The sequence below is a fragment of the Marinimicrobium alkaliphilum genome (assembly GCF_003259155.1).
Classification (GTDB): Bacteria; Pseudomonadota; Gammaproteobacteria; order Pseudomonadales; family Cellvibrionaceae; genus Marinimicrobium_A; species Marinimicrobium_A alkaliphilum.
In genome coordinates, this window is record NZ_QGMQ01000001.1 from 258,858 (window position 1) to 278,665 (window position 19,808).

General features: G+C 59.4%; 15 protein-coding genes. 7 read left to right on the plus strand and 8 right to left on the minus strand.

All coding sequences use genetic code 11. From position 1 onward, the window contains the following. Nucleotides 1-7: 7 nt before the first annotated feature. Nucleotides 8-1,873: a hypothetical protein gene (locus tag DKW72_RS01240; protein WP_157960357.1), complete on the minus strand. Its 1,866-nt coding sequence runs from the start codon at nt 1,871-1,873 to the stop codon at nt 8-10. A 262-nt stretch (nt 1,874-2,135) separates the two neighbouring features. Here DKW72_RS01240 and DKW72_RS01245 point away from each other — a divergent pair, with 262 nt between their 5' ends. Both DKW72_RS01245 and DKW72_RS01250 read left to right on the plus strand, forming a co-directional pair. Continuing rightward, on the plus strand, nt 2,136-3,326 hold the full coding sequence (locus DKW72_RS01245) for an efflux RND transporter periplasmic adaptor subunit (RefSeq protein ID WP_111640904.1): 1,191 nt from the start codon (nt 2,136-2,138) through the stop codon (nt 3,324-3,326). Nucleotides 3,327-3,391: 65 nt separating this feature from the next. Then, complete coding sequence (locus tag DKW72_RS01250) at nt 3,392-4,102, plus strand: DUF4197 domain-containing protein (protein ID WP_111640905.1); 711 nt, start codon at nt 3,392-3,394, stop codon at nt 4,100-4,102. Between the two features lie 120 nt (nt 4,103-4,222). On the opposite strand, the gene wrbA is transcribed toward DKW72_RS01250, so the two are convergent. Together wrbA and DKW72_RS01260 are read right to left on the minus strand one after the other, a co-directional pair. After that, a complete protein-coding gene (wrbA, locus tag DKW72_RS01255; RefSeq protein WP_111640495.1) occupies nt 4,223-4,825 on the minus strand; it encodes an NAD(P)H:quinone oxidoreductase in 603 nt (200 codons plus the stop codon). Between the two features lie 176 nt (nt 4,826-5,001). Then, nucleotides 5,002-6,738 carry a glycoside hydrolase family 2 protein gene (locus DKW72_RS01260; RefSeq protein ID WP_111640906.1) on the minus strand — a complete coding sequence of 579 codons (1,737 nt, stop codon included), beginning with the start codon at nt 6,736-6,738 and terminating at the stop codon, nt 5,002-5,004. A gap of 369 nt (nt 6,739-7,107) precedes the next feature. Between DKW72_RS01260 and DKW72_RS01265 the strand changes: the two genes are divergently transcribed. The 5 genes from DKW72_RS01265 (at nt 7,108) to DKW72_RS01285 (ending at nt 12,752) form a co-directional block, all read left to right on the plus strand. Next, entirely contained in the window at nt 7,108-7,485 is a 378-nt protein-coding gene (locus DKW72_RS01265; protein WP_111640496.1) for a DUF6164 family protein, read from the plus strand. A gap of 217 nt (nt 7,486-7,702) precedes the next feature. Further along, a complete protein-coding gene (locus tag DKW72_RS01270) occupies nt 7,703-8,617 on the plus strand; it encodes a DmsE family decaheme c-type cytochrome (protein WP_111640497.1) in 915 nt (304 codons plus the stop codon). Between the two features lie 3 nt (nt 8,618-8,620). Then, a complete protein-coding gene (locus tag DKW72_RS01275; protein ID WP_111640498.1) occupies nt 8,621-10,798 on the plus strand; it encodes an MtrB/PioB family decaheme-associated outer membrane protein in 2,178 nt (725 codons plus the stop codon). A gap of 9 nt (nt 10,799-10,807) precedes the next feature. Next, on the plus strand, nt 10,808-12,106 hold the full coding sequence (locus tag DKW72_RS01280) for a ferredoxin reductase family protein (RefSeq protein ID WP_111640499.1): 1,299 nt from the start codon (nt 10,808-10,810) through the stop codon (nt 12,104-12,106). 292 nt (nt 12,107-12,398) lie between these two features. Then, nucleotides 12,399-12,752 carry a cytochrome b5 domain-containing protein gene (locus DKW72_RS01285; RefSeq protein WP_157960358.1) on the plus strand — a complete coding sequence of 118 codons (354 nt, stop codon included), beginning with the start codon at nt 12,399-12,401 and terminating at the stop codon, nt 12,750-12,752. Between the two features lie 2 nt (nt 12,753-12,754). On the opposite strand, the gene DKW72_RS01290 is transcribed toward DKW72_RS01285, so the two are convergent. From DKW72_RS01290 to DKW72_RS01310, 5 genes are all read right to left on the minus strand, one after another. Further along, the gene (locus DKW72_RS01290) at nt 12,755-15,040 is read right to left on the minus strand and encodes a heavy metal translocating P-type ATPase (protein WP_198411178.1); all 2,286 of its coding nucleotides are present in this window, start codon (nt 15,038-15,040) and stop codon (nt 12,755-12,757) included. Nucleotides 15,041-15,136: 96 nt separating this feature from the next. Next, nucleotides 15,137-15,958 (minus strand): ABC transporter permease, encoded by an 822-nt coding sequence (locus tag DKW72_RS01295; protein ID WP_111640501.1) that lies wholly within the window; start codon nt 15,956-15,958, stop codon nt 15,137-15,139. Further along, nucleotides 15,955-16,929 (minus strand): ATP-binding cassette domain-containing protein, encoded by a 975-nt coding sequence (locus DKW72_RS01300; RefSeq protein WP_111640502.1) that lies wholly within the window; start codon nt 16,927-16,929, stop codon nt 15,955-15,957. Before DKW72_RS01300 ends, DKW72_RS01295 begins: the two co-directional genes overlap by 4 nt. A gap of 103 nt (nt 16,930-17,032) precedes the next feature. Continuing rightward, nucleotides 17,033-17,491 carry a Cu(I)-responsive transcriptional regulator gene (cueR, locus tag DKW72_RS01305; protein WP_111640503.1) on the minus strand — a complete coding sequence of 153 codons (459 nt, stop codon included), beginning with the start codon at nt 17,489-17,491 and terminating at the stop codon, nt 17,033-17,035. A gap of 13 nt (nt 17,492-17,504) precedes the next feature. Beyond that, nucleotides 17,505-19,778 (minus strand): heavy metal translocating P-type ATPase, encoded by a 2,274-nt coding sequence (locus DKW72_RS01310; protein ID WP_111640504.1) that lies wholly within the window; start codon nt 19,776-19,778, stop codon nt 17,505-17,507. Nucleotides 19,779-19,808: the final 30 nt, after the last annotated feature.

The window sequence follows — 19,808 nt, forward strand, 5'->3', positions numbered from 1 at the left end:
TAGGCTCCTAGTATTCAAACTCGGATTGTTTGAGAATCTGTACTTCGACGCCTTTTATATCGCTGACGAAAAGAACAATTTCTTCACGTTGGAGAACGAAATCAGGGTTAGGTGCCGGCAAGGTGTTGGTTGCCGATGTCGCATTGGCGGCGACCCTGGGGTCACCCAGTGCGCGCTCGAAACGATCCAGGCCTTGAGTACCTTCGCCGCCCGCATAGTGACGCCAGACGTCGTAGCCCCAGACACTGTAACCCTGAGGCAAGGTCCAGCTCAGGGCGAAAGCTTCACCCTCAAGCGTTGCCTCGGTAATGGTCGGGACACCCTCTGCAGTGATCGGGGCACCTTGCCTGACGAAAATCGACACCGTTTCCTCTGGCTGGCGAACTTCCGGGTTTTCGCTGGTCACTGTGTAGCGAGTCACTCTAAACTCTTCGCCTCTTTGCATGGCCACCAGCGTAAATGGGTTTTCCAACACGAACCCGATACCAAAACCATCGTCGCAGTTGTCGGTTTGGCCAACTGCCCGCCCCGGCGATGAAAGCTCTAAACTATTCTCGCCTTCCAGACCGGGGCCGGTAAAGACGAACACCTGATCTGTGCTGCATGCGTCGTAGCCGGCAAAGGTACGGGGCTCTACGCCCGCACTCAGAAACGCGCCCGCCGCAACGGTTCCGCTCAAAAGTTCCGCATTCGCGAACTGATAAGTTGGATTGAGGGATGCATACCAGGGGTTGCCATCGCCAACCATTTGCCAATTGGCGTTGCTGCCGTCATCGCGGAACAACAAGGGACCATTATTTTCCGTCGACACCCACAACTCGACCTCGTTGGGCGAACCTGGGGTAACACTGGCAACTCCCCAATTGAGGAAATCATTGCGTAATTCGTCCGCCAGGTATTGCGCTTCCTCTTCGTCAGTCCAGATGCCAATCACTGACGCCTTGTCGAGACCATTAATCAGTAAGTCTTCGGCGAGCAGCGCGCCCACTTCAGTCGCAAATCCGCCATCACGCTCTGCAACGGGAATGCTCGCCAACTCTATCAGCCCTTCCAGCACCGATCCGGCACCGAGAATCAGCTCAAAATGGTTCGCCAGCGAACTCCCCGCCGCCAGCGGTTCGGTGCCGCTCTCTGGATTGGCGAAGTCATTGGTTATGCTATCGCCGCTCACTTTATTGCGAATGGTGGCTACGCCAGTGTCCTGGTTGATGCTGATGTCCAGCACATCCAGCACCGCATCGAAACCGGAACGGTTTGCACTGAATGGCGACGTTAACACGTTGAAATCACCGCTCAGCTCGAATGCTTCAAAAACAGGCTGCAAGCGGGCCGCCAGTCTGCCCGCTTCCTCCAGCACGGCCGACTCTGTCAGCAGGCTGAAGTTGGGCGCATTGAAGAAGGTGGTCGGGCTCTCGCCCGTCACATTCCCCACCACGAGATCGGTGAGTGGGGTAATGTTCACGGTACCGCCGAGATTGTCCGCAAAGGCGACTGACAAAAGCTGATACGCCTGGCCGCCCGAGACTCCCGATACATAAAGTAAGTAGGGTGGGTTCAGTGTGGACAGGTCGAGCTGGTAACGGCCGTTTTCGGCAATATTGCCAGATACAGCGTTGCCTTCGCTGTCCTTCGCGGCGACAAAGCCGGAAATTGGCGCACCTGCTGCAGCTGTTCCCGCAACGGCTGTCTGGGGGACGGCCGGGGGCTCACTGACCACGGGTGGGGGATCGGTGGTTACAGGAGGGGGATCCGTGGTCACAGGAGGGGGGGTAGTCGTCGACGGAGGGGGTGACGATGATGAACCACCACAGCCGAACAAACCGAGTGCAAGCAATATAAGCACACTGTATTGCAATCCCGTTGAAAATTTCATTCTTTAACCTCTCAAGGCGCGCCCCGAACCTGCGGGGCATTACTAGCGTTTGGCTCGTCGAGCTGGTGGATGGATTCACGTTGAGGCCGGGAGAATCCGGCCTGCGAAGGCAATGGTAAGGTAGGGGATGTCTTGCGGCATCATCAATATTGGGTATGGAATGATAATCCCCCGAGGAAAGACCGTATTTGCCTTAAGGGGTGAGTTGAGCGTAACTTGATGGCTAGGTTTAAATGGTAAGAAAGTCTATGTGGGGATGGATATGAAATTGCCGGCCAAGCGTGTATGGGTCTATGCCGCCAGTGGGGTGTTGGTGGTGTTGGGAGTGGTGTGGGGGTTGCGGGCGCCGGCGGTGCTGGTGGATTCGGCGGAGGTGCGGCGGGGGGATTTTGCCCAGTCGGTGGAGGAGGAGGGGCGGACGCGCCTGCCGGATCGGTATCAGGTATCGGCGCCGGTGTCGGGGTATTTGAGTCGGGTGTTGTTGGAGCCGGGAGATGGTGTCGAGCAGGGCGAGGTGTTGTTTCGGGTAAACCCTGCGCCGACGGTACCTTTGGATGCTCGCGCCCGGTCTCAGGCGGACGCGGGCCTGGCGCGCTCTGAGTCGGCGTTGGCAGCGGCGCGCACACAGGTGGAATCGGCCGAGGCGCGTGAGGCCCTGGCGGCGCAGGAATTGGCGCGGGTGAGCCGTCTGGTGGCCAACGGGCATCTGCCCGAGGAGGCCCTGGACCGGGCGCGGGCGGAAGCGCGCCAGGCGGATGCGGCCTTGCGCTCGGCGCGCTTTGGCGTGGATGTGGCCCGCTATGAGCGGGATGCGGCGCGGGCCAATGTGGCGCTGGCCGGCGGTGAGGCACTGGATCAGCCGGTGGCGGTGAATGCGCCCATTGCCGGGGTGGTACTTATGCGCGAGCGCCAGAGTGAGGGCATGATCCAGGCCGGGGAGCCGGTGGTGACTCTGGGCAACCTCGATAACCTGGAGATTGAAGTGGATGTGCTGTCGCCCGATGCGGTGCGCTTGCGTCCCGGCATGCGGGTGGAGATTGAACGCTGGGGCGGTGAGGGCAACCTGCCCGGGCGCGTGCGGCGAGTGGAGCCCGCCGGTTTTACCCGCTTTTCAGCGCTGGGAGTAGAAGAGCAACGGGTCTGGGTAATTGTCGACTTTGATACCGAGCGCGAGCACTGGCAGCACCTGGGCGATGGCTACCGTATCGAGGCGCGCTTCATTCTCTGGGAGGGAGAGGATGTGCTTCAGGTGCCCGCCAGTGCATTGTTTCGCGAGGGGGACCGCTGGGCAACTTTCGTTCGGGTCAACGGGCGGGCTGAACGCCGCACGGTGGTGCCCGGCCGACGCAGCGGTCTGATGGCGGAAATCCGCGAGGGCCTGGAGGAGGGTGAGGTGGTGATTCTGCATCCGGGGCAGGACATTGACGAAGGGACGAGGATCACAGTTCGGTAAACGAGAACTCGGGTATACTTCTGTTACGCCAGAAAATTTCCGGTAAATTTAAGGAACAAATGATGATGTTGCGATTGAACGGGTCACTGATCACTACTCTGTTGGCGGGATTGCTGTTGGTGGGCTGCTCTGCCAACCTCAGTACCCTGGATGATCTTTTGGCTGAGCGTGAACCCACCCAACGCGAGCGCGTGATGGGGATCAGAGAGGCGCTGGAGCTGGGTGCGACTCGGGCTGCGGGGGAGTTGTCCCAGCGGGGTGGTTACGCAGAGAGTTCTCTCTACCGGATTGAGTTACCGGAGGAGCTGCAGAGCATTGCCCAGCGCCTGCGTCAGTTCGGTATGGGAAATCAGTTAGACGAGGTTGAGCGGCTGATGAACCGTGCCGCCGAGCACGCCGCCGGCGAAGCGCGGGAGGTGTTTGTGGATGTGGTGCGGGATATGACCGTGACCGACGCCCTGGGCATCATTCGTGGCCACGAGACCGCGGCAACGGAATACTTTCGCGATCGCAGCGAAGGGGTATTGAAGCAACGCTATCAGCCCATTATCGAAAGTAATCTGCGCCAGATCGGGTTTTACAGTTACTACCAGGATTTTCTGTCTGTCTACCAGCAACTGCCGCTCAGCAACAAGCCGGATATCGACCTGGAGCAGCACGTGCTCAACCGGAGTCTGGATGGACTCTTTCGCCAGGTGGCGGTGGAAGAGGGGCTGATTCGGGAAGACCCGCTCGGCCGGGGCTCGCGCCTTATCGAACGGGTCTTCCGTCAGTAGGTCGGATTAGCCGCAGGCGTAATCCGACACTCGGACTCGCCATAGCCTTCTTCTGTCGGATTACGCCCTTGCGGGCTAATCCGACCTACGGGCAGCGCGACGTCGCGTATCCGATAACCTCTACGCCGCCTGTTTTTTGGCAATTTTCGCCACGTGCTCCCCTTGGAAGCGGGCGATGGTCAGCTCGTTCTCCGAGGGTTGACGGCTACCGTCGCCGTCCGCCAGGGTTGCGGCACCGTAAGGACTGCCACCGGTGATTTCGTTCATGATGGTCAGGTTTTGGCAGGTGTAGGGAACACCGACGATCACCATACCCTGGTGAATCAATGTCGTGAAGAAGCTCATAATGGTGGTTTCCTGGCCGCCGTGCTGGGTACCGGTCGAGGTGAACACGCTGCCCACTTTGCCCACCAGTGCTCCTTTGGCCCAAAGACCGCCGGTCTGGTCGAGAAAGTTGCGCATCTGGCCGCACATATCCCCAAAGCGGGTGGGGGTGCCGAAGATAATTGCGTCGTAATCCGCCAACTCCTCCGGTTTCGCAATCGGCGCATCCTGATCGAGTTTGGCGCCCGCTTTTTTGGCCACCTCTTCGGGCATGGTGTCCGGCACCCGTTTCAGCGTAACCTCCACGCCCTCAACTTTTTTGGCGCCTTCGGCAACGGCTTTGGCCATGGTTTCGATATGGCCCCACATGCTGTAGTAGAGTACGAGTACCTTGGTCATCATTGACTCCTCTGGTTTGGGTTGACTCCCTGTAAACCTAGCAGGGTTTACACGTATTGCTGCCCACCACCGTCTGAGCTTACGAAGCTTTACTGGATATACAGGTTTGAACCGGCAATTTGGCAACTTGCGCGACAGTTACTCGTAGCGGTAAGACCGCTGTCACACCGGTCCATTTAAGGCGTGTGCTCTCGAGCCTCCCAGTCCTTCTGAACCCGATCATAATAATCGCGCATAATGTACCAGGCCTTTTTCTTCAGTCCCCGATCTGACAACAGGCCTTTGCGATTCCAGCCTTGCTGGTGCACAGGGTGCATGCGGGTTGGCGAACGGAAGTCGACGAGGATCCAGGGCACAACACCGCGTAGCTCAGGCATACTGTCAAACATTTTTACCTGTTGGATATGAATGTCTTCATGGTATTCCTCGCTCCAGGAGTGGGCCGCATGCTTGGGCTCGGCAGTACTTCCCAGCAATGCTTCCCCGCCGAATTCAGAAATAATCAGAGGCTTATCGAAATCTGATACCCATTTCATCACCCCCGGTTGCTCTGGCCAGGGCCTGTACCAACCAAAATACTGATTGATGGCCACCAGATCGAAGTGCTCAAACGCTGCATCTGTAATCTCTGTGCGATCATCGTGGTACTCAAAGGTGTTGGATGCCTGGGCCACCAGGCGGGTGCTGTCCAGGGACCTCACCAACTGAGAGAGCCGGGCAATGGCGGCATTTCGTTCCGGCGAGGGGTAGGTTTCGTTGGCGGCACTCCAGATAATGACGCTGCTGCGATTTTTGTCCCGGCTGATCATTTCCCGAATCATCAAATCCATCTTGCGCTGGATCACCGGACTGGCGAAATCGATATGCTGGTAGACTGGCACTTCGCTCCACACCAGCAAACCCAGTTCATCGGCCAGGCGGACCATGTGTTCGTTATGGGGATAGTGGGAGAGCCGCACGAAATTGCTGTTCAATTCCTTTGCCCAACCCAACAGCATCTGGGCATCGGCTTCGGAGAAAGCGCGCCCCTTGCGCTGCGGAATCTCCTCGTGGATGTTGATCCCACGCAGGAATATCGGCTGGCCGTTGAGCAGTATTTCCTTGCCTTCCACTTCAATGGTACGAAAGCCAATTTTCTCGCGCGTGCTGTCGGTCGCGCTCGCAATCTGAACGTCATAAAGCTTGGGGTTTTCCGGTGACCACAATGCCAGTTCCGCCGGGAGGTTGATTTCGGCGCGCCCCTTGCTGTCGGTGCGAAAGGTTTTATCGATCCCGGCCTCGGGGATGGACAAACGAATTGTCTGCCGGAGGTTGGCGCCATCCAGCTGCACCCAACCCGCAATGGTGCCGAGGTCGCCGCGCTTCAGCTGAATCTTGTAATCCTTGATATAGGTTGCGGGCGTCTCAACCAGATCGACATCACGAGTAATGCCGCCATAGTTGAACCAGTCAAAGCCAAGCCCGGGAATACCGTCACGGATGCGCTCGTTATTGGCGCGTACAATCAGGCTGTTCTCGCCTTTGATGACGCGATCGGTAAGCTCTATCTGAAAGGGGGTAAACCCGCCTTCGTGCTCCCCCAGAAACTCGCCATTCAGGTAGATCGACGCGCGATAGTTGATTGCCCCGAAATGAACAAAGAGTCTTTTATCACTCGGCGTGTACTCAAACTGGCGCTTGTACCACAGTGTTCCCTCGTAGTAGGCGAGCTCCGGCATTTGAGAATTAAAATCACCCGGTACATGCAATCTCGGCCCGCCGTCAAAGCCATACTCTACAAAGTCACTGTCACTTTCGGGCTTCCGGTCCTGATACAAGGCGATCCAACTGCCCTTACCGGCATCGAACGGATCAATGATCACCTCCCACAGACCGTTCAGGCTGGTGGTAGTGCGGCCTGGCAGATTGATCATACTGAGCTCAACACGGTTTTCATTTGCCGCTTTTGCCAGAGAAGCAGAGGGGAAGCAAATGGCTATCAACAGTGCAATGCAGATTATTGCCGCCAGCGGGGGCTGCCGGTCTTTGGTCACCTGTGGCATCCTGTTACGACCTCGTTATTGTGTGTTGGTGTATCGCCAGGGCATTGGCGTCAGGTTACATAAAGCAATCCTATAAATATGATATATCGCATAAAGTTAGCATACTGCCTCTTCAAATTCCAGATGGCTTCTGGCGGGAGTCCCGGTATCGTTCGCTGTCTTGGTTGTCTGGTCACAGCCTTCGGTCATGGGTATCATGGCGCCATTCCTCCACACCTTAAATAATGGGTATTTCTGACCATGGCGACATTGCTGTTCAAGCTCAACAACGTACCCGAAGATGAAGCGATTGAGGTGCGGCAGTTGCTGGAGGAGGGGGGCTTCCCCATCTACGAGACCCAGGCCGGGTTCTGGGGGCTGGGCGTGTCGGCTATCTGGCTGTCGGATAAGTCCCGGGTAGCCGAGGCCAAGGCCGCCATTCGTGCCTATCAGGAGGAGCGGGCTCGCACGCAACAAGCCCTGCACGCGGAACAGCGGGCACGGGGTGAGTCGCCCACTATTGGGCAGAAGTTTCTCGCGCATCCGATTCGCTTTCTGGCGGCGTTGCTGGCCATCCTTTTCGTCCTCGGTCTTACCCTGATTCCCTTTTATGGTCTGATGTCACAAGCGACGGCATAGGGCGTCAATAGCCTCTTTTGGTGAGCGAACTACCCCTGATGAGGTAGAGTTTTCAGCCCTTTTCTTGATGTTCATCAGATCCCCTTCTGTTTACCTTTGCTATAGTTACTCCAAGCTGTACCGGTCGCGATAGGCCTCGCCCCAGGGCTGAGCGTCTTCGCGTCATACCTATAAAGTAATAATGGTCGCCGCCTCGGTGGCGGACAAGGAGTGAACAGTGGGCAAGGGCTTACGCGTCTGGCTGTGGATCAGCATACTCGTCGGGGGATTGTTCAGTGCCGCGCCGTTAGTGGCGGGCGACGATTACCTGGGCCGGGGTGCGGATGGCTGCCTGATGTGTCACCAGGACTATACTGCGATCCTGCGCTCGCCCCACGGCGATGGCGCACATCCCCATTCACCTTTTGCCGAAGGGCAACACAGTTGTGAGAGCTGCCACGGCCCCAGTGCCAGTCATTTGGGGCGTCTGGATGATGGCAGCCGCCCGCTCACCGGTATTCCCTTTGGCAAAGACCATCCCATCGAGGCGCAGAATGCCATCTGCCTGACCTGTCATGAGCAGGACGCGGGCCATCATTGGCACGGCAGCCTGCACAACTTTGCCGAGGTGCGCTGCGCCGATTGCCATCAGGTCCACAAGGCGCAGGACCCGGTCATGAGCCGCACGGGTCAGATGGGCGTGTGTCTGGATTGTCATCAGCAGCAGCGCAGCGACATGCATCGCCCCTCCAATCACCCCATGCGCAGCGGCCAGATGGTGTGTACCGACTGCCACACGCCCCACGGTGGCGCGGGTCCGGCGGAGCTGCCCCGGCTGTCGGTCAATGAGAGTTGTTATGACTGCCACGCGGAGAAGCGCGGCCCCTTTTTGTGGGAGCACGCCCCGGTGGCGGAGGATTGCACCTCATGCCATCGGCCCCACGGCTCCAACCACCGGGATCTGTTGACCGCGCGCACGCCGCAACTGTGTCAGCAGTGCCACCTGGCCCAGTTTCACCCGAGCAGCTTTGAGTCCGGTGCGGGCCTGCCGCCCCACGGCGGTTCCAGCAATATGGTGGGGCGCGACTGCATGAACTGTCACACCCAGGTGCACGGCTCCAACCATCCTTCGGGGGCGGGTTTGACCCGGTAGGCCATGAGACGATTGCAGGGTTTGGGATTATCACTCTTGTGTTTCAGCGCCGCGACCCAGGCGGAGGGCCTGAGTGGCGGCGTGTCGGTCAACCTGGGCTATCTCTCGGACGATGCGCCGCGCTTTGGTCAGTACTCCGGCGTGCAGGAACAGGGAGGCTACCTGGGCGTAGACCTGAATCTGGAGTCTGATGCGGATTACCGGCAAAGCCGGTATTGGTTATTGGATGCGGAGCGCCTCGGGCTGGATGACTACCGGGTCAGCGCTGAAGCGGGCGAGCGCGGCGCCTACCGGGTGCGGGTGGACTACCAGGCGCTGGTCAATAATGCTATCGAGGGCGCCCAGTCGCCGTTCCGGCCGGGCAACCCGCTGACCCTGCCCAACGACTGGCAGGTGGAGGGCAACAATACCGCCGGCCTTCTGCAACTGGACGAAAGCCTGGCCCCCGTGGATTTCTGGCAGGAGCGCGGACGCCTGCGCCTGGACTACCGCCATGACCTGGGTGAGCAGTGGCGCTTAAACGCCGAGCTGCGACGCGAGACCAAAACCGGCAACCGTATTCTCGGTGGCGTGACCGGCTACAGCGGCGGCAATAACCGCGCGGCCCTGCTGCCTGCGCCGGTGGATTACGAAACCCATATCGCCGATCTGGGACTGACCTATCAGGGCGACGGTTATCACTGGGGTTTCGCCTATCACGGCTCCTTTTATCGCAGCGGTGATACGGGACTGGCCTGGCCCACACCCTTTGGCCAAAATCCCCAGTGGGCCGATGGCGTCGGTTATCCGAACGGCAACAATCAATTGGCGCTGGAGCCGGACAACCAGTATCACCAGTTGCGACTCTTTGCCGGCATGCCGCTTTTCGAGACCACCCGGGCGCAGCTGGACCTGGCCCACGGACGCATGACCCAGGACCAGGATTACCTGCCGTACACTCTCAACCCGGCGCTGACTGTCAATGAAGCGCTACCGCAGACTTCTCTCGATGGTCGAGTGGATACCACTCACGCCAACTTGCGCCTTACCAGCCGGCCAGCACCGCAATGGCACCTGAGCCAGCGGCTGCGCTATCGCGACCGCGACAACCGGACGCCTCAGGCGGTGTATCAGCGGGTGCGCGGCGATGCGGAAAACCAGCAGGCGTTTGAGTCGGGACGGATCAATCGCCCCTACAGCCTGACCACCACCGAGTTTGCCAGTGACGCCGCCTATCGCCTGACCCGGCGGGTGCGCCTCAATGCCGGCTATGAATACCAGCACACCGAGCGCGACTACTCGGAAGTGCGCCGCCTGGAAGAGCATGCGCTGAAGCTGGGCGCACGTCGCACTGCCAGCGCCACTACCGCCGTCAGTGCCGAACTGCAACACCGTCAAAGGCGCGGCAGCGAGTATCTGGACACCTTGCCCTATGTACAGACCCATGTGCCCGGCACCATCGGCGAGGATGATTTTGAAAACCATCCGTTGTTGCGCAAATACTACCTGGCGGACCGCGACCGGGATCAACTGCGTTTGCGCGCCGACTGGTTTCCTACGGCGGAATTCAGCGCCGGGCTCAACTTTATCTACAATCGCGACGATTACCAGGACGTGGTTTTCGGACTGGACGATTCCATCATGCGTTCCTGGATGCTGGACTGGAGTTATGCTGCCGCCGAGGGCGTGCAGCTCAGCGGTTTTGCCAGCACCGACCGCTATGCCAGCGAACAGTTTGGCCGTTCCTTTCGCGGCAACGTGCCCACGGATGTGGACGATCCGGAACGCGACTGGCAGGTGGCCGCCCGCGATCGTTTTGATACCTACGGCCTGACCCTGGCCTGGGACAATGTCCAGGACCGCCTCGACTGGGATTGGCTCAGCGGGCCGTTGAATCTGTCACTGGAGTGGGTCAACTCCCGCTCCCGGGGTGAGATGAACACCTATGCCGGACCGGCACTCAACCATGAGCCGCTGCCGGTACTGCGGACTCACTTGAATCACTACCGGGTAAACGGGGATTATCAAGTCACCGACCAGTCCGCGGTTCGTTTGAGTCTTGAGCACGAGCGCTACACCAGCGCGGATTACGCCCTGGATGATATCGCGCCAGATACTGCCGCCAATGTACTGACCCTGGGGCACCGCAGCCCCCGCTACAACGTCACCTGGGTAGTGCTCGGCTACCGCTACCAGTTTTAGGGAGAACCTATGTCACCGCGCATGTACAAACTGTTGGTGTGGTTGATTGCGATACTGCCGGGCCTTGTGGCCCTGTTTTTTATGCGTTCCCCGGACACCGCTTCGGTGGGTGGCGTGCTCAACTATCTGGGACGCTTGACCGGCATTGTCGGGCTGTCGACCATGCTTATGGCGGCGATTCTGTGTTGCCGGGTGCCCGGCTTTGATCGGCCTTTCGGCGGGCTGACTAAAATGTGGAAACTCCACCACCAGCTCGGCGCCGTGGCCTTTCTGTTATTGCTGGCACACCCCCTCTTGTTGGCCTTTGCCGCCGCCGAGGTTTCTTTGACTGCGGCAGTCGCAACGTTGACGCCCACCAGCCAGAGCCTGTGGTTGGGCTGGATCGCGCTGGTGCTGATGATGGTTTTTCTCGCCCCGAGTTTCGCCTTTTTTGGCCACCCGGATTATCAGCGTTGGAAATGGGTGCATCGGCTCAGTGGTCCGGCGATTATTCTGGCATTGATTCATACGGCGTTGCTGATGCGCACCTTGCCAGCGCCCTGGGATACGTTGGTGTGGGTGGTGTACGTAGCCGCTGCGGTGGGTGCGCTGGCTTACCGATTTGTGTTTTCTCGGGTAAAAGGAAGGCAGCCCTATCAGGTCATGCAAGTGGAACGCTCGGCCAATAATGTGGTGGAAATCAGCTTGCAGGCCGAGCGCTCACGTCTGGATCATGAGGCGGGGCAGTTTGTGTATTTGACGCCGTTCGATAAAACCCTGACCAATGGTTACGCCGAAGAGCACCCCTATACGATTTCCTCCGCGCCGGATGAACCTCTACTGCGTATTGCGATCAAGGACTTGGGGGATGCCAGTCGCGCGATCCAGACGATCGCCGTGGGCAGTCAGGTGAAAGTGGAGGGGCCGTACGGCGGTTTCTTTCCGCCTACCGAGCTGGGGCCGTCCCTGTGGGTTGCTGGTGGCATTGGCATCACGCCGTTTCTGGGAAAGGTACGGGAGTTGGCTCGCGGTGAATTTTCCGGTGATGTGCATCTGGTGTATTGCGTGCAGGACGAGTCCCGGGCGTTGTTCCTGGAGGAGTTGAGCGGCTACGCCCAGGCACTGCCGGGCTTTCATTTGTCGATGCATTATTTTTACCGGGAGGGGCCGCTGGATGAAGCCTTTCTCAACCGGGTGTGTGACGATGTTGCCGAGCGCGAAGCGTTTATTTGCGGGCCGACACCGTTGTTGAGTTGTGCCCGTAATGTGTTGCTTGGCGCCGGCGTGCCGGCACGCCGGATTACGACGGAGGAGTTTGAGCTTCTTTAGTGGTGGGGTAGCGCAAGCGGCGTTTTTTCGTTTGGGTGCCTCAGTGTCGGATTACGCCCTTCGGGCTAATCCGACCTACACGAAACCGTGTGCTGCTGTCCAAGTAGGTCGGATTAGCGCAGCGTAATCCGACACATAGGGCACCCAAATTAGAACAGTGTGCTGCTGTCCAAGTAGGTCGGATTAGCGTAGCGTAATCCGACAAAAACGCTCGATGTTTCCAGTAGGTCGGATTAGGCGCAGCCGTAATCCGACACTAAGGCACCGAATCCAAAATCCGAGGAGATCACTTATGAAAAAAACCGTTTTCGCCGCTTTCATCGCCTTCTGGTCGTCCATCGGCACCCTGGTGCTGGTTGGCAGCCTGTCCGCCCACGCCGTATCGGAAGCGGAAGGGGAGTTGTCGACCTACACGCTCGAGCAAGTGGCCGAGCACAACACCCTCGGCAGCTGCTGGATGGTCATCGAAGGCAAGGTCTACGACTTCACCGGCTACATTCCGAGACATCCGACACCACCGGTGGTCATGGAAGGTTGGTGTGGCCGCGAGGCGACGGAAGGCATGCGCACCAAAGGCTATGGCCGCGACCACAGCCCGGCAGCCTGGGGCCTGATGGAAGATTACCTGATCGGTGAGTTGGAGTAGCGCTAGTCGGCACGGGCCGATGAGACCTGCCGACGAAAGCGGCCTTTAAGCAACATGGAATTGCCAATGACCGACAGCGAGCTGGCGGTCATGGCAATCACACCCACCATCGGATGCAATAACCCGGCGGCGGCAATCGGAATGGCGGCGGCGTTGTAGCCGCTGGCCCACCAGAGATTCTGCACAATTTTGTCGAAGGTGGCGCGCGACAATTGCATGGCTTCGACGACCCCGGTCAACTCGCCTTTGACCAGGGTGACATCGGCGGCTTCGATGGCCACGTCGGCGCCCGCACCGATGGCGATGCCCACGTTGGCCTGTTTGAGTGCCGGGGCATCGTTGATGCCGTCGCCCACCATCGCAACATGGTCGCCAAAGCGTTCCTGCAGGGCGCGCACGGCATCCACCTTGCCCTCGGGCAGCACTTCGGCCTGAACTTCGTCGATACCCACTTCCCGAGCCACGGCATTGGCGGCGCGTTCGTTATCGCCGGTAATCATGACTACATGCAATCCCAGTTTGTGCATGGCGGCGATGGCGTCGGCGGAGTCTTCCTTGATGCTGTCGGCGACTGCCAGTAGGCCGCGGGCCTTACCGTCGACGGCAACAATGACACTGGTGCGACCTTCGTTTTCCAGCTTCTCCAGGGACGCCTGCAAGGCTTGCAGTCCTTCCACCCCCTGTTCGTCCAGCAGTCGGCGGTTGCCGATCAGCACCTGCTTTCCGTCGACGTCACCACTGACGCCGCGGGCCGCTTCGGATTTGAATTGCTGCACATCGGCGGGCTTGACGTCACGCTCCTGGGCGCCCTCGACAATGGCGCGGGCGATGGGGTGCTCCGAGGCGTTCTCCAGGCTGGCGCCCCAATAGAGCAGGTCTTTTTCGTCCGTGCCTTCGGCGGGCACGACATCGGTCAGCGTCGGCTGCCCTCGGGTGATGGTGCCGGTTTTGTCCAACACCACGACTTTGATGTCCTTGAAAGTCTGAATGGCTTCCCCGGAACGGATCAGTATGCCCCGTTGCGCGCCCAGGCTCGAACCCACCATCAGGGCGGTCGGGGTCGCCAGACCCAGGGCGCAGGGGCAGGCAATGACCAGTACCGCGATGGCCGCCAGGGTGGCCAGGATTGGCGTTGTCAGCGTGGGGTCAACCCAGGGCAGAAAGCCTTCACCCCAATAGAGGACGGGACGCAGGCTGTCGCCCAGCACTGCCCAGGCGATAAAGCTGAGAACAGCGATGCCGATCACGATGGGCACAAAACGGGCGGTCATCCGGTCGGCAAAGTCCTGAATGGGCACGCGCGAACCCTGGGCCTGCTCCACGAGTTTGATGACCTGGGAAATAAAGGTGTCTTTGCCCACTTTGGTGGCTTTGATCCGCAGTCGCCCCTCTTTGTTAATGGTGGCGCCCAATACGGTATCGCCCGACTGACGCAGCACCGGAATGGATTCGCCGGTGGCAATGGACTCGTCGATATGGCTTTCGCCGTCGACCACTTCGCCGTCGGTGGGAATCTTGTCGCCGGGGCGAACCACCATAATGTCGCCGGACTGCAGATCCTCAACCGGGATCTCCTCTTCCTTGCCGTCGCGCTCGACCCGGGCGGTTTTCGCACTCAGGGTCATCAGCCGGCGAATGGCCTGAGACGCCTGGCCCTTGGCCCGGGTCTCCAGATAGCGACCGAGCAGATGGAAGGTCATGATGGTGGCGGCCATTTCCATAAAGGAGGTCATGGCAAAGAAGAAACCCAGCAGCCCGATAAAGTAGGGCGGCAGACTGCCCATGGAAATCAGCACATCCATATTGGCGTTGCGGTTGCGCAATGCCTTCCAGGAGGCCTTGTGGGTGGCCCAGCCACCTTTGAGAAAGACCACGGGAAATGCCAGCACCGCAATAATGGCCAGGTAACCGGGAATCGGTTGCCAGAACATGTGCGGCATCATGATGATCATGATCAGCGTAGTGGGCACCGCGGCGAACCACAGGCGCTTCTTGGCCTGGGTGAGGTAGGCTTCCTCGGCGCCCAGGTCGTGACTGTCTTCGGCTTCGGTGGTGACCTTCGCCACATCGTAGCCGGCGTTTTCCACCGTGGTGCGCAGGCGCTCGGCCTCTGGGCCGCCGGATTCGACCGCCACCGTCACCTTGTGATTGCTCACATTGGTGTTGATTGAGGCAATGCCGTCCAAGCGTTCCAGGCTCTTGCGCACAATGCCTGCGCAGTGGTCGCTGCCCATGCCGGGCACGGTGATAATAAAGCGCTGGGACTGATTGTCGGCATTGTCGTTCACGGTGAACTCCCCTGTTGGTTTACCAAGACCTTAACTTGGCACAACCGGGAAGGTCTTTGTGCCAAATCAAGTGATCGTCTTAACCCTAGCAGAGGTTCAGCGTTTACGCCGATAGAGCAACATGGTCAGCGGGCCGAAAATGACGGTCAGGGTGATCGGCGTGACCAGACATAACGCCAGCTGTCCCGGTGTCAATCCGCCATCCATAATGCCACGCAACGCCGTTACCAAATGGGTGACCGGGTTAAAGGCGACAATGGTCTGTAGCACCGAAGGCATTGTGGCCGGGTCCACGTAGATATTGGAGGCGAAAGTTATCGGCATCAGGAAGATCCAGCTAACCGTCATAACCGCGCCCGGTGTGCGCAGAATTAACCCCAAAGTGGTAAATACCCAACTGAGACCAAAGCCGAAAATATTGAGCAACACAAACGCGAGGATGACGCCGACAATCCCGGTCTCGGGGCGATAGCCCAACAGCAACCCGACCAACACCACAATGGTGGAGGCGATGGTATAGCGCAGGACATCGCCGAGCATGGCGCCGACGATAGGGGAGGGGCGCCAGATGGGCATGGATTTAAAACGGTCGTACACACCCTTACCGATATCAGTATTTAACGTCACACCGGTGTAGAGCGAGGTGAAGATCATGGTTTGGGCGAGGATGCCGGGTAACAGAAACTGCAGGTAATCGCTGGTGGATCCGGCCAGGGCGCCACCAAACAAATAGGTGAACATCACCGTAAACATGATGGGCGTCACCAGCACATCGAACATCTGCTCCGGCACATACTTTATTTTTAACAATGCCCGCCAGCCGAAGGCCGTGGCGCAGGTCAGCATGCTCGCGCGCGGCGGTCGTGCCCGGCGGGAAATGGCGCTGTGCAAGGTGGTTGAAGTCCCTTCCTGGTTCATGCCTGCACCTCCTGTTCATTTTGAGTGGTTTCCGGTTCCGCGGGGTGACCTGTCAGCGCCAGAAACACTTCGTCCAGGCTCGGCTGGCCCATGGAGTAGTGACTGAGTGCAATACCGGCTCGGGGCAATTCCGCCAGGGCGTAGGTGGCGGCAGTGGTGTCGGTAAACTGCACGGACAGGGCGCTGGGGTCGGCTTCAATATGCACGGGCACTGACAGAGCCTGCGCCAATTGCTGCTGAGCCGCCTCCCGCTGCGCCGGATCGGCGAGGTGAATATGCATCACCCCCGAGCCCACCGACGCTTTCAGCTCCTTGCTGGTGCCCTCGGCAATGACCTTGCCGTGATCAATCACCGCAATGCGGTCGGCCAGTTGATCGGCTTCTTCCAGATACTGGGTGGTGAGCAATACGCTGGTGCCGTCGTTGACCAGTGCCCGCACAATGTCCCACACCTGATTGCGCGAGCGCGGGTCCAGCCCGGTGGTGGGTTCGTCGAGAAAAATCAGATCGGGCGTCACCACCAGGGAGGCGGCGATATCCAATCGGCGGCGCATTCCGCCGGAATAATATTTCACCTGCTTGTGGCTGGCTTCTTCCAGGTCAAAGGCCTGCAACAATTCTTGTGCTCGCGCCTTGGCACCTTTGCGGCCGAAGCCGAGCAGGCGTGACAACAGCAGCAGATTCTCCCAGCCGGACAGATCCTCGTCGATGGACGCAAATTGCCCGGTCAGGCTGATACGCGAGCGCAGCGCGTCGGCTTCGGTCACTATGTCATGCCCCAGCACCCGGGCGCGACCGCCGTCGGGTGGCAGCAGTGTGGCCAGCATACGCACGGTGGTGGTTTTGCCGGCGCCGTTGGGGCCCAGTACGCCGTACACAGTGCCGGCGGGCACCTGCAGGTCGATGCCGTTGACGGCCTGGGTGGCGCCGAAATGTTTGATCAGCCCTTCGACCTCAATCGCATGAGTCATCTGCTGTCCTCCTTTTGGGCCCACAATATATGCTTTTCGGCGAACCAATGCTGCCAATCCACCGGCAAAAATTGTAGTTTTTTGTAGCGCCGAATTGACGGCGTTACCGATTTCCGGTGTTGGCCAATGACGCCAGTATCGGGCAGTCCGGTCGGTCATTGCCTTTGCAGCGGTGTATCAGGTCACTCAAGGTGGCTTTCATGGCTTCCAGTTGTTGAATGCGCGCTTCGATATCGGTGATGTGGGTTTGCGCCAACTGTTTGACTTCGGCACTGCGGCGTCCCTGATCCTGCCACAGTGCCAGCAGTTGACCGATCTGTTTGATCGAAAAACCCAGGTCACGTGCCTGCTTGATAAAACGCAACTGGTGAATGTCCCGGTCATTGTACACCCGGTAGTTGGACAGGGTGCGTTTGGCTGGGTCGATCAATCCGCTTTGTTCGTAGTGGCGGATCATCTTGGCGCTCACCCCGGAGGCGTCCGCGGCCTCACCGATATTGTACAGACCTTGCTCGCGTGCCTCGGCGGTTGCCAGTTTCGGTTCGGGTTGTCGACGTTTCATCAGGCGCCTCTGGTTAGCGGGTGGTCAGTTTACTACGCTTCAGGCGCAGGGCATTGCCCAGTACAAAAGTACTCGACAGGGCCATGGCGCCCGCCGCGAAAATCGGCGATAACAGAATCCCGTAGAGAGGATAGAGTAACCCTGCGGCCACGGGAATCAGCGCGGTGTTGTACGCAAAGGCCCAGAACAGGTTCTGTTTGATATTGCGCAGTGTCGCGCGGGAAATGGCAATGGCTTTGACCGCTGCGGACAGGTCGCCCTTGACCAAAACCACATCGGCGCTGTCGATGGCGATATCCGTTCCGGTGCCCATGGCGATGCCGACATCGGCCTGGGCGAGGGCCGGGGCATCATTGATGCCATCGCCCACAAAGGTGACGCGCTTGCCGTCGGCTTGTAATGCCTTGATGGCATCGATCTTGCCGTCGGGCATCACTTCGGCGATCACCCGATCAATTTTCAATTGCTTGGCAATCGCCTCGGCGGTTTGGCGGTTGTCGCCGGTCATCATCACCACCTCAAAGCCTTGTCGGTGAAGCGCCGCAATGGCATAGGCACTGGTGTCTTTGAGTGTGTCGGCCACGGCAATCAGGGCGGCCAACTGTCCATCGATGAGTGCGTAGATGGGTGTTTTGCCTTCGCGAGCCAGGGCCTGGGCCTGTTCGGTAAAAGGATTATCGACGATACCCCGGGCGCGGGCAAAACGGTCGGCGCCGATGGCGACTGCTTTGCCATTGACCTGTGCGTGGATGCCAGCGCCGCTTTCGGTATTGACCTGTTGCGCTTGTGGCAGCGCAAGGTCCTTTGCGCGAGCAGCAGCGACAATGGCTTGGGCGATGGGGTGCTCCGAGCGTGATTCCACCGCCGCAATGATGGCCAGGAGCGCGTCCGGGTCAAAGCCCTCGGCAGTGATAAAGTCGGTCAGCGCGGGTGCGCCCCGGGTCAGGGTGCCGGTTTTATCCAGAGCAATGACGTCTGTGTTGCGCAGCGCCTGCAGTGCTTCACCGTGACGAAACAGAACGCCCATTTCCGCCGCCCGACCGGTGGCCACCATGATCGACGTAGGTGTGGCCAGGCCCATGGCACAGGGGCAGGCGATAATCAGTACCGCCACGGCGTTGACCAGTGCCAGGGACAGCGCCGGTGCCGGGCCGAACACCAGCCAGGTCACCAGTGTGAGCAGGGCGATGCCCATGACTGCCGGCACAAACCAGAGAGTGACGCGGTTGACCAGTGCCTGAATGGGCAGGCGCGAGCCCTGGGCGCTTTCCACCATCTCGATGATCTGGGCAAGCAGGGTGTCCTTTCCGGTTTTTGTCACGGTGAAGGTAAAGCTGCCGTTTTTGTTCAGGGTACTGCCGATGACCGTGTCGCCAGGGTGTTTGGCGGCGGGAATGGGTTCGCCGGTGAGCATGGATTCGTCCACATAGGATTCGCCCTCAATGATTTCGCCATCCAGCGGGATTTTTTCACCGGGGCGCACCCGCACCTGTTCACCCACCGCGACATCGTCGGGTGCGACCTCGACTTCTTTGCCGTGGCGCAGCACCCGGGCGTTTTTCGCTTGCAGTCCGACAAGACGCGCGATGGCCTGGTTGGTTCGGCCCTTGGCATTGGCCTCCAGCAAACGCCCGAGCAGAATCAGGGTGACGATCACCGCGGCAGCCTCAAAGTAGACATTGACGCTGCCTTCGGGCAGGGCGCCGGGGGCGAAGGTGGCGATCACGGAATAACTCCAGGCGGCACCGGTGCCCAGCGCCACCAGTGAGTTCATATCCGGACGTCGGTGCCAGAGCGCAGGGATGCCCAACCGGAAGAACAGTCGACCGGGGCCAAATAGCACCAGGGTGGTCAAGGCAAACTGGATCAGCCAGTTGCTCTGTCGGCCGAGGATCCCCTCAATGGCGTGGTGTAGCGGTGGGATAAAATGGCTGCCCATTTCCAACACAAACACGGGCAGCGTGAGTGCCAGGGCCCACCAGAACGCGCGCCGTAGGCGTTGATAGTCGGCGTCGCGGGCTTCACGTTGTTCGGTATCGGCCCGGACCCGGGATTCAATTGGGGTGGCATCAAAGCCGGCTTCCCGCACTGCCCGTTGCAGTGCCTCCACATCCCCGGTGGTATTGCTCCAGCTCACCCGGGCGCGCTCACTCGCAAAGTTGACGCTGGCTTCATTCACGCCAGGCACGCTTGCCAGCGCCTGTTCCACGCGTCCGACACAGCCGCCGCAGTGCATGCCGGTAATGGTGAGCTGGGTACTCGCAGGGTCGCGTTTGGAGTGGTTCATAGGATCTGCCTGTCGCCGATAAGGGTGCTC

Bases quoted from the DNA above. Each gene is read 5' to 3' on its own strand.
- DKW72_RS01240 (WP_157960357.1), bottom strand. From the start codon at position 1,873: ATGAAATTTTCAACGGGATTGCAATACAGTGTGCTTATATTGCTTGCA.
- DKW72_RS01245 (WP_111640904.1), top strand. From the start codon at position 2,136: ATGAAATTGCCGGCCAAGCGTGTATGGGTCTATGCCGCCAGTGGGGTG.
- DKW72_RS01250 (WP_111640905.1), top strand. From the start codon at position 3,392: ATGTTGCGATTGAACGGGTCACTGATCACTACTCTGTTGGCGGGATTG.
- wrbA (WP_111640495.1), bottom strand. From the start codon at position 4,825: ATGACCAAGGTACTCGTACTCTACTACAGCATGTGGGGCCATATCGAA.
- DKW72_RS01260 (WP_111640906.1), bottom strand. From the start codon at position 6,738: ATGATCAATCTGCCAGGCCGCACTACCACCAGCCTGAACGGTCTGTGG.
- DKW72_RS01265 (WP_111640496.1), top strand. From the start codon at position 7,108: ATGGCGACATTGCTGTTCAAGCTCAACAACGTACCCGAAGATGAAGCG.
- DKW72_RS01275 (WP_111640498.1), top strand. From the start codon at position 8,621: ATGAGACGATTGCAGGGTTTGGGATTATCACTCTTGTGTTTCAGCGCC.
- DKW72_RS01280 (WP_111640499.1), top strand. From the start codon at position 10,808: ATGTCACCGCGCATGTACAAACTGTTGGTGTGGTTGATTGCGATACTG.
- DKW72_RS01285 (WP_157960358.1), top strand. From the start codon at position 12,399: ATGAAAAAAACCGTTTTCGCCGCTTTCATCGCCTTCTGGTCGTCCATC.
- DKW72_RS01295 (WP_111640501.1), bottom strand. From the start codon at position 15,958: ATGAACCAGGAAGGGACTTCAACCACCTTGCACAGCGCCATTTCCCGC.
- DKW72_RS01300 (WP_111640502.1), bottom strand. From the start codon at position 16,929: ATGACTCATGCGATTGAGGTCGAAGGGCTGATCAAACATTTCGGCGCC.
- cueR (WP_111640503.1), bottom strand. From the start codon at position 17,491: ATGAAACGTCGACAACCCGAACCGAAACTGGCAACCGCCGAGGCACGC.
- DKW72_RS01310 (WP_111640504.1), bottom strand. From the start codon at position 19,778: ATGAACCACTCCAAACGCGACCCTGCGAGTACCCAGCTCACCATTACC.